This is a genomic window from Enterobacter sp. fkY84-1 (genome assembly GCF_052974705.1).
In genome coordinates, this window is the sequence record NZ_CP169393.1 from 4,180,104 (window position 1) to 4,196,583 (window position 16,480).

At 56.8% G+C, this 16,480-nt stretch carries 11 protein-coding genes; 6 read left to right on the top strand and 5 right to left on the bottom strand.

Going from position 1 to position 16,480, the window contains the following annotated elements; all coding sequences use genetic code 11:
- Window positions 1-12: 12 nt before the first annotated feature.
- The 3 genes from arcB to lptF all read right to left on the bottom strand — a co-directional run bounded on the left by arcB (window position 13) and on the right by lptF (window position 4,664).
- A complete protein-coding gene (arcB, locus tag ACEPLT_RS19990; RefSeq protein WP_008501438.1) occupies window positions 13-2,346 on the bottom strand; it encodes an aerobic respiration two-component sensor histidine kinase ArcB in 2,334 nt (777 codons plus the stop codon).
- A gap of 135 nt (window positions 2,347-2,481) precedes the next feature.
- Window positions 2,482-3,564, bottom strand: a complete 1,083-nt coding sequence (gene lptG / locus ACEPLT_RS19995; protein ID WP_008501437.1) for an LPS export ABC transporter permease LptG — start codon at window positions 3,562-3,564, stop codon at window positions 2,482-2,484.
- Entirely contained in the window at window positions 3,564-4,664 is a 1,101-nt protein-coding gene (gene lptF / locus ACEPLT_RS20000; protein WP_021242268.1) for an LPS export ABC transporter permease LptF, read from the bottom strand. Before lptF ends, lptG begins: the two co-directional genes overlap by 1 nt.
- A gap of 266 nt (window positions 4,665-4,930) precedes the next feature.
- Here lptF and pepA point away from each other — a divergent pair, with 266 nt between their 5' ends.
- From pepA to ahr, 5 genes are all read left to right on the top strand, one after another.
- A complete protein-coding gene (gene pepA / locus ACEPLT_RS20005; protein WP_008501434.1) occupies window positions 4,931-6,442 on the top strand; it encodes a leucyl aminopeptidase in 1,512 nt (503 codons plus the stop codon).
- Between the two features lie 117 nt (window positions 6,443-6,559).
- Complete coding sequence (gene holC, locus ACEPLT_RS20010; protein WP_008502815.1) at window positions 6,560-7,003, top strand: DNA polymerase III subunit chi; 444 nt, start codon at window positions 6,560-6,562, stop codon at window positions 7,001-7,003.
- Window positions 7,003-9,858, top strand: coding sequence for a valine--tRNA ligase (locus tag ACEPLT_RS20015; protein ID WP_045910116.1), 2,856 nt, complete (start codon window positions 7,003-7,005; stop codon window positions 9,856-9,858). The genes holC and ACEPLT_RS20015 overlap by 1 nt, the downstream gene beginning before the upstream one ends.
- Window positions 9,859-9,981: 123 nt before the next feature.
- Window positions 9,982-10,485 (top strand): GNAT family N-acetyltransferase, encoded by a 504-nt coding sequence (locus ACEPLT_RS20020; protein WP_008502817.1) that lies wholly within the window; start codon window positions 9,982-9,984, stop codon window positions 10,483-10,485.
- Window positions 10,486-10,568: 83 nt separating this feature from the next.
- Window positions 10,569-11,588: an NADPH-dependent aldehyde reductase Ahr gene (gene ahr / locus ACEPLT_RS20025; protein ID WP_008502818.1), complete on the top strand. Its 1,020-nt coding sequence runs from the start codon at window positions 10,569-10,571 to the stop codon at window positions 11,586-11,588.
- A gap of 43 nt (window positions 11,589-11,631) precedes the next feature.
- Here ahr and ACEPLT_RS20030 read toward each other — a convergent pair whose 3' ends face one another.
- A complete protein-coding gene (locus tag ACEPLT_RS20030; protein WP_070531698.1) occupies window positions 11,632-13,272 on the bottom strand; it encodes a dihydroxyacetone kinase subunit DhaK in 1,641 nt (546 codons plus the stop codon).
- 137 nt (window positions 13,273-13,409) lie between these two features.
- Here ACEPLT_RS20030 and ACEPLT_RS20035 point away from each other — a divergent pair, with 137 nt between their 5' ends.
- The gene (locus tag ACEPLT_RS20035; protein WP_163341278.1) at window positions 13,410-14,912 is read left to right on the top strand and encodes a helicase HerA-like C-terminal domain-containing protein; all 1,503 of its coding nucleotides are present in this window, start codon (window positions 13,410-13,412) and stop codon (window positions 14,910-14,912) included.
- Here the strand turns inward: ACEPLT_RS20035 and ACEPLT_RS20040 are convergent.
- Complete coding sequence (locus ACEPLT_RS20040; RefSeq protein ID WP_100245852.1) at window positions 14,892-15,833, bottom strand: TIGR01212 family radical SAM protein; 942 nt, start codon at window positions 15,831-15,833, stop codon at window positions 14,892-14,894. The genes ACEPLT_RS20035 and ACEPLT_RS20040 overlap by 21 nt on opposite strands.
- Window positions 15,834-16,480: the final 647 nt, after the last annotated feature.

Below are 16,480 nucleotides of genomic sequence, written 5' to 3' on the forward strand. Positions count from 1 at the left end.
GTTAATCCGGGGTCATTTTTTTCTGGCGTCAACCCAGGCTTTTAGCACCGCCACATCGTTTTGCCATTCCTGTTTCATCTCTTCAACCCAATCACCCACGTTATCTTCCCATGCAGGTAAATCAGGCGACTGAATCTGTTGCCCCAGCTGCTGCAGATGGCGTAAGCCAACCGAGCCGGCGGCACCTTTGATTTTATGTCCTTCTTCCACGATACCCTTCTGGTCACGGGCCGTCAGGTTGGATTCCAGCACGCTCAGATAGCCCGGCATCATTTTTTCGAACACCGCCAGACCGTCGGTAATCAGTTTCGGCCCCACCAGATCGATGTACTGCTCCAGCATCGCGGTATCGAGTATCGTTTGGGCTTTTGCGCTATCAACAGACGTCATGGTGCTCTCCTCTTCATCATGGGTATCCCAGAACTTTTTGATCATAGCGGTCAGAGCAGGCACCGCCAGCGGCTTGCTGAGTACATCGTCCATACCGGCATCGAGATACTCTTTTTTATCTTTCAGCACGTTCGCCGTCAGGGCAACCAGCGGCGGCAGTTCGTCGGCCGCGTACTGACGCGTCAACTCGCGCGAGATATCCAGCCCGGTCATATCCGGTAATTGAATATCCAGCAGAACAAGATCGTATTCGCCGGGTTTAAACATCTCCAGCGCGGCTTTACCGGTCATCGCGACATCCACGCTGTTGCCCAGTTTTTCCAGCACAGAGCGCGCCACAATTACGTTCAGCTCAATATCTTCCACCAGCAGGACGTGCAGGGCAGGCAGCGGCATATCGTCATTTTCAAAGGTATCCTCTACCTCTTCCGCCACCGCAGGGGCATGGACCGTCAGCGTGAAGGTTGACCCTTTGCCCGGCTGGCTGGCAACGGTGATATCGCCGCCCATACTCTTCGCCAGACGTTTAGAGACCGCCAGGCCAATGCCCGTACCGGTGGCCGGTTTCCCACCGTTGCTGTCTTTCACCTGATAGTACATGGCGAAGATTTTGTCCTGCTCCTCCAGCGGAATACCCATCCCGGAGTCTTCAACCTCGAAGTGCAGCATGTCACCTTCGTCATAGCGGATACGCACCGCCACCTTTCCTTTCTGGGTAAATTTCACTGCGTTGCTGATCAGGTTCCACAGGATCTGGCGCAGTCGCGTGCCGTCCGTCACCACTTTATGCGGCAGCGGCAGGGTTGGCTCCATGACAAAGCTCAGTCCCTTCTGCTGCGCCTGCAGACCAGAGAGGTTTTCCAGATCGGCAAGGAAGCTGGTGAAATCCACAGGCTGGTTATCAAGCTGAACTTTACGGCGCTCCATCTTATCCATATCAATAATATCGTTGAAGATATTACCCAGCGTGACCGCTGAAACATGGATAGTCTTGAGATATTTTTCCTGCTCTGCGGTCAGGTCGGTATCCAGCAGAATACGGCTCAACCCGACGATGCCGTTAAGCGGCGTACGCAGCTCGTGGCTGATGGTGGAGATAAAGGTGGTCTTGTCGCGGCTGGCGCGCTCCAGGGCATCCTGATAGCGCTTACGCTCGGTAATATCGCGGCCAAAGCCCATCAGGCCGTGGCGTTTCCCCACGCGGTCATAGTAGGGCACCTTACGGATCTCAAAGCAGGCTTTGCGCCCGTCCGGGTAATCCAGCCACTGTTCATAGGTCAGCGAGACGTTATGACGGAAGACTTTTTCGTCGGTCTCCATGACCTTGGCCGCCGCCTCTTCAGAGTAAACGTCCTGCGGCTTCAGGTGTATCAGCTGCTTCTCGCTTTTCCCGGTGAGCAACTCCATCGCCCGGTTACAGCCGGAAAACTCTTTATCTTCATTACGGTAGAACACCAGATCCGGCGACGCATCCAGGAACGATCGCAGGAAAGAAGATTGCTGCTCAAGCTGGATCTGCGTGACCTCGCGCTCTTTCATTTCGATTTTCAGCTGCTCCAGGGTGGCCTGACGCTCGGCCTCCGCTTTCTCACGATCTGAAATCTCCTGATTCAGCTGCGCAATGTTGTCTTTGAGCTGGACGTTGAGCTTCAGGTCGCGCTCGCGCATCTCTTCCAGCTTATCCACCAGCTTAGACAAACGCTGACGGGACTCTTCCAGCTGTTCAACCACCACGGAAAGGAAATAGACCGCCCAGGGAGTAATAAGCAAGCCAAAGAAGATGGAGCGGATGACGTCGATACTCTCGACCTGACCATGCAGAACCATGGTAACCGCCATTTGCACGACAATGGCCAGAACGACCAGCGCCAGCGCAAGCAGCATGGAAAAACGCACCAGCCCAAGCTTCATCATCAGGTCGACGTAATACTGGGCAAGCATTCGAATTTGCTTCATAGAGGATCCCTTCACGACGTTATCGCTCAATAATACTCAAATTCGCGGCGGGACGTTGAAGGTTGTGAGAAAAAGTGCGGGGTGAAACAGGAGATTAGCCTCGCTCCCGGGTAACCGGAAGCGAGGCGAGGTCAATCAGGAGCGTTTCAATAGCAGCCAGAGACTGATCAGGAGGAAGCTGGCGCTTGGCAGCAGCGCACCGATAATCGGCGGAATGCCATAAACCAGCGTCAGCGGACCGAAGATCTGATCGAGCACGTAGAACACAAAGCCGAAGCTGATGCCGGTCACGACGCGGACCCCCATCGGCACGCTGCGCAACGGACCGAAGATAAACGACAGCGCCATCAGCATCATTACCGCCACGGACATCGGCTGGAAGATTTTGCTCCACATGTTGAGCTGATAGCGTCCCGCATCCTGTCCGCTCGACTTCAGGTATTTCACATAGTTGTGTAAACCGCTGATGGAGAGCGCGTCAGGATCCAGCGCCACGACGCCGAGCTTATCGGGCGTCAGGTTGGTTTTCCACGTACCGGTTACCGTCTGAGAACCCGTAATCTGTTTCGGATCGGTCAGGTCAGATTCATCAACCTGGGACAACCGCCACTGCTTATGTTCGGCGTCAAACTTCGCCGAAGAGGCGTGGCGAACGGACTGCAGACGGCGCTGGTCATCGAAAGCGTAGATGCTCACCCCGCCCAGCTCATCATTCCCCTTCACCCGTTCGATGTAGACGAAGTTTTTACCGTCTTTCGCCCATAAACCTTGCTGAGTCGAGAGCAGTGAGCCGCCGTACATGGCCTGAGCACGGTAGTTACGCGCCATCTGTTCGCCCTGCGGTGCGACCCACTCGCCAATCGCCATGGTCAACAGCACCAGGGGGATGGCGGTTTTCATTACCGACAGCGCGACCTGCATACGGGTAAAACCCGAAGCCTGCATAACGACCAGCTCACTGCGCTGCGCCAGCATCCCCAGCCCCAGCAGCGCCCCCAGCAGGGCCGCCATCGGGAAGAAGATCTGCACATCTTTCGGCACGCTGAGCAGGGTATACATCCCCGCGCCCAGCGCGTCATAGCTCCCCTGCCCGGCTTTTTTCAGCTGATCGACAAATTTGATAATGCCGGAGAGGGACACCAGCATGAACAACGTCATCATGATGGTGGTAAAAATGGTTTTACCGATATAGCGATCAAGAACGCCAAACGCCTGCATTAGATGGCTCCTTTACGCGAGAATCGGGCACGTATGCGGCGCACAGGCACCGTATCCCACAGGTTTAACCCCAGCGCCAGTAAGATGTACAGGCTGTTAACGAACCATGTCCAGACCATAGGGTCCAGCTTACCCTTCGCGCCGTTGGAACGAATCGAGGTTTGCAGCAGGAAATAGATCAGGTAAAGCAGCATCGCTGGCAGCATAGAGAGCACGCGTCCCTGACGCGGGTTCACCACGCTCAGCGGAACGACAATCAGCGCCATCATAAACACGGTGAAGACAAGCGTAATACGCCAGTGGAACTCAGCACGCGCTCGGTTGGTATCGGTATTCCAGAGGGTACGCATGTCCATTTGCTCGGTATCCGTTGGATCGAGCGCCACGGTCTGATGGCCGATAATGGCCTGATAGTTCTGGAAATCCGTAATGCGGAAGTCACGCAGCATCGCGGTGCCTTCGAAACGGGTGCCTTTGTTCAGCGTCACGACCTGAGAACCATCTTTGCGCTGAGCAAGCTGACCGGAGTCGGCAACCACCACAGAAGGACGCGCGTTACCTTTAGGACGCAGCTGCGCCAGGAAGACATCGTTGAATTTGCTGCCGTCAACGCTCTCAATAAACAGCACGGAGTTCCCGTCGGTTGCCTGCTGGAACTGCCCCTGGGCTAATGCCGCCATGCCGGGGTTGGCTTTCGCTTCGGCCAGCACTTCGTCCTGATGGCGAGAAGACAGAGGACCCGCCCACATCACATTCACCGCCGCAACGATACCCGTGAACAGCGCCAGTATCATGGCGGCTTTGACCAGCACCGCTTTGCTCAGGCCACAGGCATGCATCACCGTGATTTCACTCTCGGTGTAGAGTTTCCCAAGCGTCATGAGCAGGCCAAGGAAAAGACTTAGCGGCAGGATAAGCTGCGCCATTTCCGGGATCCCTAAACCAAGCAGGGAAAGCACCAGATTTGTTGGAATTTCGCCGTCAACGGCCGCACCGAGGATCTTAACCAGCTTCTGACAGAAAAAAATCAGCAGCAGGATGAAGAGGATCGCCAGTTGGCTTTTGAGCGTCTCCCGCACCAGATATCTTATGATTATCACTTTAAATACGCCCGTAAAAACCCGTCTCTTTGCTGGAAAATCGCTTGTTTCATGGCTTAAACGTCATTTATTCTCTTGAGTCGTCGAAATCATCGCTAAGATTAAAACATCCGGCGGATTCACGCTTCAGGACTTTTTCTGACGTGTCGAAACCGTAGTAACGTAAGATTAACACGAAGTCACCACAACAGCGGACATGAGTTACGAAAGGTTTCAATTCTATCCGTAGCCGCCGCCGTTGTCTTTAAGATTCAGGAGCGTAGTGCATGGAGTTCAGTGTAAAAAGCGGTAGCCCGGAGAAACAGCGGAGTGCCTGCATCGTTGTGGGCGTCTTTGAACCACGCCGACTCTCCCCGATCGCCGAACAACTCGATAAAATCAGTGACGGCTATATTAGCGCCCTGCTGCGCCGTGGCGAACTGGAAGGCAAACCTGGGCAGACGCTGTTACTGCACCATGTTCCGAACGTACTGTCAGAGCGCATTCTGCTGATTGGCTGCGGCAAAGAACGCGAGCTGGATGAACGTCAGTACAAGCAGGTGATTCAGAAAACCATCAATACGCTGAATGATACCGGTTCAATGGAAGCGGTATGCTTCCTGACCGAACTGCACGTTAAAGGGCGTAACACCTACTGGAAAGTGCGTCAGGCAGTCGAAACGGCAAAAGAGAGCCTGTACAGCTTCGATCAGCTGAAGACCAATAAAAGCGAGCCGCGTCGTCCGCTGCGTAAAATGGTCTTTAACGTGCCAACCCGTCGCGAGCTGACCAGCGGCGAGCGCGCCATCCAGCACGGTCTGGCGATTGCCGCCGGTATTAAAGCGGCAAAAGATCTCGGCAACATGCCGCCGAACATCTGTAACGCCGCTTACCTCGCCTCTCAGGCGCGCCAGCTGGCCGACGCCTACAGCAAAAACGTGATTACCCGCGTCATCGGCGAACAGCAGATGAAAGAGCTGGGAATGCACTCTTACCTGGCGGTCGGTAACGGCTCTCAGAACGAATCCCTGATGTCGGTTATCGAGTACAAGGGCAACCCGGCCGAAGACGCGCGCCCTGTCGTGTTGGTCGGTAAAGGCCTGACTTTCGATTCCGGCGGTATCTCCATCAAGCCTGCCGAAGGCATGGATGAGATGAAATACGACATGTGCGGCGCGGCGGCGGTTTACGGCGTGATGCGCATGGTCGCGGAGCTTCAGCTGCCGATCAACGTGATCGGCGTCCTGGCGGGCTGCGAAAACATGCCCGGCGGTCGCGCGTATCGCCCGGGTGACGTCCTGACCACCATGTCTGGCCAGACGGTAGAAGTGCTGAACACCGACGCTGAAGGCCGTCTGGTACTCTGTGACGTGTTGACCTACGTTGAGCGCTTCGAGCCGGAAGCGGTCATTGACGTCGCCACCCTCACCGGCGCCTGTGTGATTGCTCTTGGCCACCACATTACCGGCCTGATGTCGAACCACAACCCGCTGGCGCACGAGCTGATTAGCGCCTCGGAGCAGGCCGGTGACCGCGCATGGCGTCTGCCGCTGGGTGACGAATATCAGGAGCAGCTGGAGTCTAACTTCGCGGATATGGCGAACATTGGCGGACGTCCTGGCGGGGCGATCACCGCGGGATGCTTCCTGGCGCGCTTCACCCGCAAGTACAACTGGGCGCACCTGGATATCGCGGGCACCGCATGGCGCTCCGGTAAGGCCAAAGGCGCAACCGGTCGTCCGGTGGCGCTGCTGTCGCAGTTCCTGCTCAATCGTGCGGGTTTTAACGGCGACGAGTGATATAAAGTGCCGGGTGGCGGCTTCGCCTTACCCGGCCTACACGCCACTCAACCGTAGGCCGGGTAAGCGAAGCGCCACCCGGCTTTGCATTTAAATCCACGACAAGAAGCCCCATATATGAAGAATGCAACGTTCTACCTTCTGGACAACGACACCCATCAGGATGGACTCAGCGCCGTCGAACAGCTGGTGTGTGAAATTGCCGCAGAACGTTGGCGCGCAGGCAAACGCGTGTTGATAGCCTGTGAAGATGAGCAGCAGGCGATTCGTCTCGATGAAGCGCTGTGGGCCCGCCCGCCTGAGAGCTTTGTTCCGCATAACCTGTCAGGCGAAGGGCCACGCGGCGGGGCGCCGGTGGAAATTGCCTGGCCGCAAAAGCGCAACAGCAGCGCGCGCGACATTCTGATTAGCCTGCGGATAGATTTTGCAGATTTTGCCACCGCTTTCACAGAAGTGGTAGACTTTGTCCCTTACGAAGAATCCTTGAAACAACTGGCGCGCGAACGCTATAAAGCGTACCGCCTGGCTGGTTTTAACCTGAATACGGCAACCTGGAAATAATGGAAAAGACATATAACCCACGCGATATCGAACAGCCGCTTTACGAGCACTGGGAACAGCAGGGCTATTTCAAGCCTAACGGCGACGAAAGCAAAGAGTCCTTCTGCATCATGATCCCGCCGCCGAACGTCACCGGCAGTTTGCATATGGGTCATGCTTTCCAGCAGACCATCATGGACACCATGATCCGCTACCAGCGCATGCAGGGCAAAAACACCCTGTGGCAGGCGGGGACTGACCACGCGGGTATCGCTACCCAGATGGTGGTTGAGCGTAAAATTGCCGCTGAAGAAGGGAAAACCCGCCACGACTACGGTCGCGACGCGTTCATCGACAAAATCTGGCAGTGGAAAGCGGAATCTGGCGGCACCATTACCCGTCAGATGCGCCGTCTCGGCAACTCCGTGGACTGGGAGCGCGAGCGCTTCACCATGGATGAAGGCCTTTCCAACGCCGTGAAAGAAGTCTTCGTCCGCCTGTACAAAGAAGACCTGATTTACCGCGGCAAGCGCCTGGTTAACTGGGATCCAAAACTGCGCACCGCGATTTCCGATCTGGAAGTGGAAAACCGCGAGTCTAAAGGCTCCATGTGGCACATCCGCTATCCGCTGGCCGACGGCGCAAAAACCGCTGACGGTAAAGATTACCTGGTGGTCGCGACTACCCGTCCGGAAACCCTGCTGGGCGATACCGGCGTGGCCGTTAACCCGGAAGATCCGCGTTATAAAGATCTGATTGGCAAATTCGTGGTGCTGCCGCTGGTAAACCGCCGTATTCCGATTGTGGGCGACGAACACGCCGACATGGAAAAAGGCACCGGCTGCGTGAAAATCACCCCGGCGCACGACTTCAACGACTATGAAGTGGGTCGTCGTCACGCCCTGCCGATGATCAACATTCTGACCTTCGACGGCGATATCCGCGAAAGCGCAGAAGTGTACGACACCAAAGGCAACGAATCCGACGTTTATTCCAGCGACATCCCGGCCGAGTTCCAGAAGCTGGAACGCTTTGCCGCGCGTAAAGCCATCGTGGCTGCTGTTGACGCACTCGGCCTGCTGGAAGAGATCAAACCTCACGATCTGACCGTGCCGTACGGCGACCGTGGCGGCGTGGTTATCGAGCCAATGCTGACTGACCAGTGGTACGTGCGTGCCGACGTGCTGGCGAAACCGGCTGTGGAAGCGGTTGAAAACGGCAGCATTCAGTTCGTGCCGAAGCAGTACGAAAACATGTACTTCTCCTGGATGCGCGATATTCAGGACTGGTGTATCTCCCGTCAGCTGTGGTGGGGTCACCGTATCCCGGCATGGTACGACAACGACGGCAACGTGTACGTTGGCCGCAGCGAAGATGAAGTGCGCCAGGAAAACAACCTGAGCGCTGACGTTGCCCTGCGTCAGGACGAAGACGTGCTGGATACCTGGTTCTCCTCCGCGCTGTGGACCTTCTCCACCCTCGGCTGGCCAGAAAACACCGACGCGCTGCGTCAGTTCCACCCAACCAGCGTGATGGTGTCCGGCTTCGACATTATCTTCTTCTGGATTGCCCGCATGATCATGATGACCATGCACTTCATCAAAGACGAAGACGGCAAGCCGCAGGTTCCGTTCCATACCGTCTACATGACCGGTCTGATCCGCGACGACGAAGGCCAGAAGATGTCCAAATCCAAGGGTAACGTCATTGACCCGCTGGATATGGTTGACGGTATTTCTCTGGAAGAGCTGCTGGAAAAACGCACCGGCAACATGATGCAGCCTCAGCTGGCGGAGAAAATCCGCAAGCGCACCGAGAAACAGTTCCCGAACGGGATTGAGGCTCACGGTACCGACGCCCTGCGCTTCACCCTGGCAGCGCTGGCCTCGACCGGCCGTGACATCAACTGGGACATGAAGCGTCTGGAAGGTTACCGTAACTTCTGTAACAAGCTGTGGAACGCCAGCCGCTTTGTGCTGATGAACACCGAAGATCAGGATTGCGGCTTCAACGGCGGCGAGATGACCCTCTCCCTGGCCGACCGCTGGATCCTGGCGGAATTCAACCAGACCGTGAAAGCGTTCCGCGAGGCGCTGGACAGCTACCGCTTCGATATCGCGGCGGGCATTCTGTATGAATTCACCTGGAACCAGTTCTGTGACTGGTATCTGGAGCTGGCGAAGCCGGTCATGAACGGCGGCACTGAGGCGGAACTGCGCGGCACGCGCAACACGCTGATTACCGTTCTGGAAGGCCTGCTGCGCCTGGCGCATCCGGTTATTCCATTCATCACCGAGACCATCTGGCAGCGCGTGAAGGTGATTGCAGGCATCAACGCCGACACCATCATGCTGCAGCCGTTCCCGGCGTTCGATGCGGCTAAGGTTGATGAAGCGGCGTCTGCGGATACCGAGTGGCTGAAGCAGGCGATCGTGGCGGTACGTAACATTCGTGCTGAAATGAACATCGCGCCGGGCAAACCGCTGGAGCTGCTGCTGCGCGGCTGTAGCGAAGCGGCCGTTCGTCGCGTCACCGAGAACAACACCTTCCTGAAAACCATGGCGCGTCTGGAAAGCATCACCGTGCTGCCTGCTGATGACAAAGGTCCGGTTTCCGTGACCAAAATCATCGACGGCGCCGAGCTGCTGATCCCGATGGCAGGTCTGATCGACAAAGACGCTGAGCTGGCTCGTCTGGCGAAAGAAGTGGCGAAAGTCGACGTGGAAATTGGCAAAATCGAAAGCAAGCTGGCGAACGAAGGCTTTGTTGCCCGCGCGCCGGAAGCGGTCATCGCGAAAGAGCGTGAGCGTCTGGTTGCCTTCGCCGATGCGAAGACCAAGCTGATTGAGCAGCAGGCGGTTATCGCTGCCCTGTAATGCTTTTACCCCTTACGCTTCAGGGTGCAAGGGGTAACCTTCCTGAAAACTCCTCGCTTGCACTCCCCTTTCTGCGGTGCTATTAACAGCAGTTATGTGTCAATTTTTGTAATGAGTAATGCTATGAGCGTGATTACCCCCGTCGCGACGACGATGCGCCGGATCGCTGAGCAGGATAACCCGGCTATCGCCGCCGTTATTCGCACCGTTTCTGCCGAATATGGACTGACGGCTGACAAGGGCTACACGGTTGCCGACCCGAATCTGGACGCGCTTTTCCAGCTCTACAGCCAGCCTGGTCATGCCTACTGGGTCATCGAGCAGAACGGTCAGGTCGTGGGCGGCGGCGGCGTGGCGCCCCTCAGCTGCAGCGAGCCGGATATCTGCGAACTGCAGAAAATGTATTTCCTGCCAACGGCACGCGGACAAGGACTGGCAAAAAAGCTGGCGCTGATGGCGCTGGACCACGCGCGCAAGCAGGGTTTTACCCGCTGCTACCTTGAAACGACCGCCTTCCTCAAAGAGGCCATCGGCCTGTATGAACATCTGGGCTTTGAGCATATCGATGCGCCGCTGGGCTGTACCGGCCACGTTGATTGCGAAGTCAGGATGCTGAAAAGTCTGTAACTTTCGTTCCTGCCCTCTTCTGTTAAGCGGCTGTAAACTGAATGCTCTACACTCTCAGTTCACACCACAACGGGGGAAACACGATGTCGAAGATAAAAAGCTACGCCGCACCGCAGGCGGGTGCAGAACTTGAGCTGTACGAGTACGATGCGGGCGAACTAAAAGCAGAAGACGTCGAAGTACAGGTTGATTACTGCGGGATCTGCCACTCGGATCTCTCGATGATCGACAACGAATGGGGCTTCTCCAGCTATCCGCTGGTTGCCGGGCACGAAGTTATTGGTCGCGTCGTGGCGCTCGGTAGCGCCGCGCAGGACAAAGGGCTCAAAGTGGGCCAGCGCGTGGGCATTGGCTGGACGGCACGCAGCTGCGGTCACTGCGATGCCTGTATCAGCGGCAATCAAATCAACTGCCTCGAAGGCGCCGTTCCCACCATTCTCAACAAAGGTGGTTTTGCCGATAAACTGCGCGCCGACTGGCAATGGGTTATCCCGCTGCCGGACAGCATTGATATCGAATCCGCCGGTCCGCTGCTGTGTGGCGGCATCACCGTCTTCAAGCCGCTGCTGATGCACCATATCACCGCTACCAGCCGCGTCGGCGTCATCGGTATCGGCGGACTGGGGCATATTGCCATTAAGCTGCTGCACGCGATGGGCTGTGAAGTCACGGCGTTCAGCTCGAACCCGGCGAAAGAGAAAGAAGTGCTGGCGATGGGGGCGGATAAAGTGGTGAACAGCCGCGATCCGGACGCGCTGAACGCGCTGGCGGGCCAGTTTGACCTGATCATCAACACCGTGAACGTCGATCTCGACTGGCAGCCGTACTTTGAAGCGCTGGCCTACGGCGGTAACTTCCACACCGTGGGTGCGGTGATGAAGCCGCTGCCGGTTCCGGCGTTTACCCTGATCGGTGGGGATCGCAGCATCTCTGGTTCTGCAACCGGTACGCCGTACGAGCTGCGCAAACTGATGAAATTCGCCGGACGCACCAAAGTGGCGCCGACCACCGAACTGTATCCGATGTCAAAAATCAACGAAGCGATCCAGCACGTGCGCGACGGCAAAGCCCGCTACCGCGTGGTGCTGAAAGCAGATTTCTGATGTGAGTTTGCCGGGTGGCGGCTTCGCCTTACCCGGCCTACTTTCACTGCTGCGCCAATACGTTAAATACTTCCGCTACCGCGACCGCTCCCGGATCCATCACCCCATCCAGGTTCTCTTTATTGACATACGACGAGCGTCCCGCGCCGGCTTTCGCCATTTTTGCCGTTGCTTCTGCGCCCTGCTGCGCGGCCTGCGCTGCCGCCTGAATATTGCCTTTCTGTAACGCCTCCAGCGCCGGTTGCAGCGCATCGATCAGCGTGCGATCGCCAAGATCCGCTCCGCCGTACTGCTTCATCTGCGCAAGTCCACTGAGCAAGGCCTCCGGGAGCGTCTGACCATCGTGAAGCTTTTGCCCGGCCGCGGTGAAGAAGATCGACATCAGCACGCCGCTCGACCCGCCCATCACCGTAGCCAGCCGCTCGCCAACCAGCAGCAGCAGCTTAGGCACGTCATTAAGCGGGAGCGCGTTCTCCTCCAGGCGCTGCGCAATATCCCGCGCCCCTTGCGCAAAGGTAGAGCCGGTATCGCCATCCCCCACCTTGGCATCCAGCGCGTTCAGGCGGTTTTCCAGCTGGATCAGCGTTGTCGACACGGAGGAGACAAACGCACGCACCTGTGGATTGTCAGACGGAGTGTACTCCACACGGTCATGAATGGCGCTATGCGCCACGGTGCGCAGTGGCGCAAACGCGACGGGCTTCTGCCATCCCAGCGTCTCGACGTCGGCGTGAATCGCTTTTTCAAAGAAATCGTTGAGCTTCAGCAGCGTCAGAGAAAAGCCTTTCATATCCAGCGCGCTGACCAGCGGCGCAGGGCCAATCAGGTACGCGATATTCTCTTTCAGCGCCGAGTGCGCCAGCTCTTTGGTCAGCAGCGCCATCTCCAGCGCCGATACGCCGCCAAGATTGTTAATCAGCACCGCAAAACGCCCCTCCCCCGCCTGCGCGCGTAACGGCGTCACCAGGGTGTCGATAATGGCTTTGCTGTTTTGCGTATCCACCACGGAAGCCCCGGGCTCGCCGTGAATGCCCAGGCCCAGCTCGACATGGCCTTGCTTAATGCGCCCCTCTTCATCGTCGCTGCCCGGCAGGTTGCACGTTTGCATCGCTACGCCCAGGCTCCAGAGGTTATCGCAGGCCTGTTGCGCAATATCCCGCACCTCGCTCAGCGATTTCCCCTGTTCCGCCGCATAGCCCGCAATCTTGTGCACCAGCGCCGTGCCGGCAATACCGCGCGGCTGCTTGTTATCCGGCAGCGCGATATCGTCCGCCACAATCACCATCTCCACCTTCAGGCCGTAGCGTTTGGCCTTTTCAGCGGCCAGGCCGAAGTTCAGGCGGTCGCCGGTGTAGTTTTTGACGATCAGCAGACAGCCGCGATCGCCCGTGACCGCGACGATGGCATTCAGTACCGCATCCACGCTCGGCGAGGCAAACAGATCGCCGCACACTGCCGCCGTCAGCATCCCTTTGCCAACAAACCCGGCGTGTGCGGGTTCATGGCCTGAGCCGCCGCCGGAAATTACCGCCACGCGGCTTTTATCCCAGTCGCCGCGCGCGACGATCCGGATGGCCGGATCGATATCAAGCTTGACGAGATTGGCATGTGGCGCAGAGAGCAGTATGCCTTCAATGGCATCGTTGACCAGCTGTTTGCGATCGTTAAAGAAGAATCTGGACATAGTTTCCCACTATTTTGTGAACCGTATGCAAAAGCATAGTCCGCGCTGGATAATGCGCCGCAAAGTCAGCAATTTACTCAGCCGTTTTACCGTCAGGTTGCCTATACTCCACCCAGGACTACGAGAGGAAGCGCATCATGAGTACACCATTGTTAATTGCCCGGACGCTGGAAAAAGAGCTCTATTTACTGCCCGCGATGGCGAACCGCCACGGTCTGATCACCGGTGCGACCGGGACGGGGAAAACGGTCACCCTGCAAAAGCTGGCGGAGTCGCTTTCAGAGATTGGCGTACCGGTCTTTATGGCTGACGTAAAAGGCGATTTAACCGGTGTGGCTCAGGAAGGGACCGCCTCTGAAAAACTGCTCGAACGGCTGAAGAATATCGGCATCACGGACTGGACGCCGCACGGTAACCCGGTGGTGGTATGGGACATCTTCGGTGAAAAAGGCCACCCGGTGCGCGCCACCGCCTCCGATCTCGGTCCCTTGCTGCTGGCCCGTTTGCTTAACCTCAACGACGTGCAGTCCGGCGTGTTGAATATCATCTTCCGTATTGCCGATGACCAGGGGTTGCTGCTGCTTGATTTCAAAGATCTGCGCGCCATTACGCAGTACATCGGCGATAACGCCAAATCCTTCCAGAACCAGTACGGCAACATCAGCAGCGCCTCAGTGGGCGCAATTCAGCGTGGCCTACTGACGCTGGAGCAACAGGGTGCCGAGCACTTCTTCGGCGAGCCGATGCTGGATATCAAAGACTGGATGCGCACCGACAGTAGCGGCAAAGGGATTATTAACATCCTGAGCTCAGAGAAGCTCTACCAGATGCCGAAACTCTACGCCGCCAGCCTGCTGTGGATGCTCTCTGAACTTTACGAACAATTGCCCGAAGCGGGCGATCTGGAAAAACCCAAACTGGTCTTCTTCTTTGACGAAGCGCACCTGCTGTTTAACGATGCACCGCAGGTGCTGCTGGACAAGATCGAGCAGGTTATCCGCCTGATCCGCTCCAAAGGCGTCGGCGTCTGGTTTGTCTCGCAAAACCCGTCGGATATCCCCGATAACGTACTGGGACAACTCGGTAACCGCGTACAGCACGCCCTGCGCGCCTTCACGCCGAAAGATCAAAAAGCGGTAAAAGCCGCCGCGCAAACCATGCGCGCCAATCCGGCCTTTGATACCGAAGCCGCCATTCAGGCGCTGGGCACCGGTGAAGCGCTAATCTCGTTCCTGGATGCGAAGGGCAGCCCGTCCGTAGTGGAACGCGCCATGGTCATTGCGCCTTGCTCGCGCATGGGGCCGGTGACCGACGATGAACGCAACGGACTGATTAACCACTCACCGGTTTACGGGAAGTACGAAGACGAGGTGGATCGCGAATCTGCTTTCGAGATGCTGCAAAAAGGAGTCCAGGCGACAACGGAATCGCAGGATGCGCCTGCCGCTAAAGGGCAGTCTGTCGCCGTGGATGACGGCATTCTTGGTGGACTCAAAGACATCCTGTTCGGCAGCACCGGGCCGCGCGGCGGCAAACGCGACGGCGTAGTGCAGACCATGGCGAAAAGCGCCGCGCGACAGGTCACCAATCAGATCGTGCGCGGCATGCTGGGGAGTTTGTTAGGCGGCCGTCGCCGCTAGACGCGGAACCCACGGTCGGCCCAGCGCCGAACCCTGTACGCCGTTCTCCTGCAGGTAGCGGTCAATTTCCACCATCCCCGTCCAGCGGTTCTCACACCACAGCGGTGCCAGAAGCGTTGGACGGCGGGCGCTGGCCGAGATGCGGTGGTAGACAATCTCCGCTGGCGTGTGGCGAATCATCTCCCCCGCCGTCACCGTATAGTCCTCAAGCTCGATACCGCTTAACCGCCCGGCCTCCCAGGCTTTCGCCATAATGCTGCCCTTCACGATATGCAGCGGATGAAGCTTGATGCCGTCCACGCCGGTTTCAACGACTTTTTCCAGCGTTTCAAGGCCATGCTGTTGACCTTCACCGGGCAGACCGACAATCAGATGTGAACAGACCTTCAGCCCGCGCTCGCGTGCCAGCCGCGTGGTGCGCTGGTAGCAGGCGAAATCATGGCCACGGTTGATACGGTGCAGCGTTTTGTCATGTGCGGTTTGCAAGCCCAGCTCCAGCCAGATCTCGTAGCCTTGTTCTTTGTACTCGCTGAGCAGATCCAGCACCGCGTCCGGTACGCAGTCCGGGCGGGTTCCCACGCACAGCCCAACGATGTTGGCCTGGCTGACGGCCTGCTGATACATCGATCGCAATACCTGCACCTCCGCCCACGTGCTGGTGTAAGCCTGAAAATAGGCCAGATACTGCTTCGCACGGTTCACCAGGCTGGCCTGATGAGCAAGCTGTTCAGCGATAGAGTTATGTTGCTGTGCTTCATCGGCAAACGACGCAACGTTACAGAAGGTGCAGCCTCCGCGCCCGATGGTGCCGTCGCGATTCGGGCAGCTAAACCCGCCGTGCAGCGTCAGCTTATGAACCTTTTGCCCGTAGCGCTGCAAAAGATCCCCACCAAACATATTGACTAATTTCTGTAACTGCATAATCTGATAGACCGTCCCGGAGAAAGGGGACAAGCCTGCCATTTTTAGCCTCTGTCGGCGATGACCTGGATCAATCGCCCTGGACGGCCTTTATCTATATGAATAAATACTCAGGATTACTGCAATTTCATTCACGCCGCATGTGATTACTTTTCCTTATGTTCTGATTGTTTTTTTCATTTATAGCGCCATCACTGAAAAACAGTGTGTTTATGCGGGTTTTCGACCAATGCCAGATTATTGTTCTGCTATAAAACCGCTATTCAGCACGCTACATGGATAATACCGCTTTCATATAGTGAGTCAGATCACACTCCGCTGCGCTCTTTCAGGGCAATCAATCAATGTAAAATTAGTTAAATAGCCTTAAAATACAGGCAGATAAACTCTCTTTAGCACATTTTTGTATAAATAAGATTGCCATTTGACCTGTGTACCAATTCCCGATAAGTTGGAAATCCGCTGGAAGCTTTCTGGATGAGCGGCCTGCTCATCATATTTATGCAGTAATTGAGATTCCCTCTGAAGCAAGTCCTCAAACTTGTTTACCTGCGCGAAAGGATGAAAAAGAGGGCGAATGCGAGGTCCGCGTATGAAACGCAAACCCCGTCGCCATGCTCTTTCTGTGCCTGTGCGCCACGGTAAAG

Excerpts from the sequence above, each read along its gene's own strand:
- arcB (WP_008501438.1), bottom strand. The coding sequence starts at position 2,346 with ATGAAGCAAATTCGAATGCTTGCCCAGTATTACGTCGACCTGATGATG.
- lptG (WP_008501437.1), bottom strand. The coding sequence starts at position 3,564 with ATGCAGGCGTTTGGCGTTCTTGATCGCTATATCGGTAAAACCATTTTT.
- pepA (WP_008501434.1), top strand. The coding sequence starts at position 4,931 with ATGGAGTTCAGTGTAAAAAGCGGTAGCCCGGAGAAACAGCGGAGTGCC.
- holC (WP_008502815.1), top strand. The coding sequence starts at position 6,560 with ATGAAGAATGCAACGTTCTACCTTCTGGACAACGACACCCATCAGGAT.
- ACEPLT_RS20015 (WP_045910116.1), top strand. The coding sequence starts at position 7,003 with ATGGAAAAGACATATAACCCACGCGATATCGAACAGCCGCTTTACGAG.
- ACEPLT_RS20020 (WP_008502817.1), top strand. The coding sequence starts at position 9,982 with ATGAGCGTGATTACCCCCGTCGCGACGACGATGCGCCGGATCGCTGAG.
- ahr (WP_008502818.1), top strand. The coding sequence starts at position 10,569 with ATGTCGAAGATAAAAAGCTACGCCGCACCGCAGGCGGGTGCAGAACTT.
- ACEPLT_RS20030 (WP_070531698.1), bottom strand. The coding sequence starts at position 13,272 with ATGTCCAGATTCTTCTTTAACGATCGCAAACAGCTGGTCAACGATGCC.
- ACEPLT_RS20035 (WP_163341278.1), top strand. The coding sequence starts at position 13,410 with ATGAGTACACCATTGTTAATTGCCCGGACGCTGGAAAAAGAGCTCTAT.
- ACEPLT_RS20040 (WP_100245852.1), bottom strand. The coding sequence starts at position 15,833 with ATGCAGTTACAGAAATTAGTCAATATGTTTGGTGGGGATCTTTTGCAG.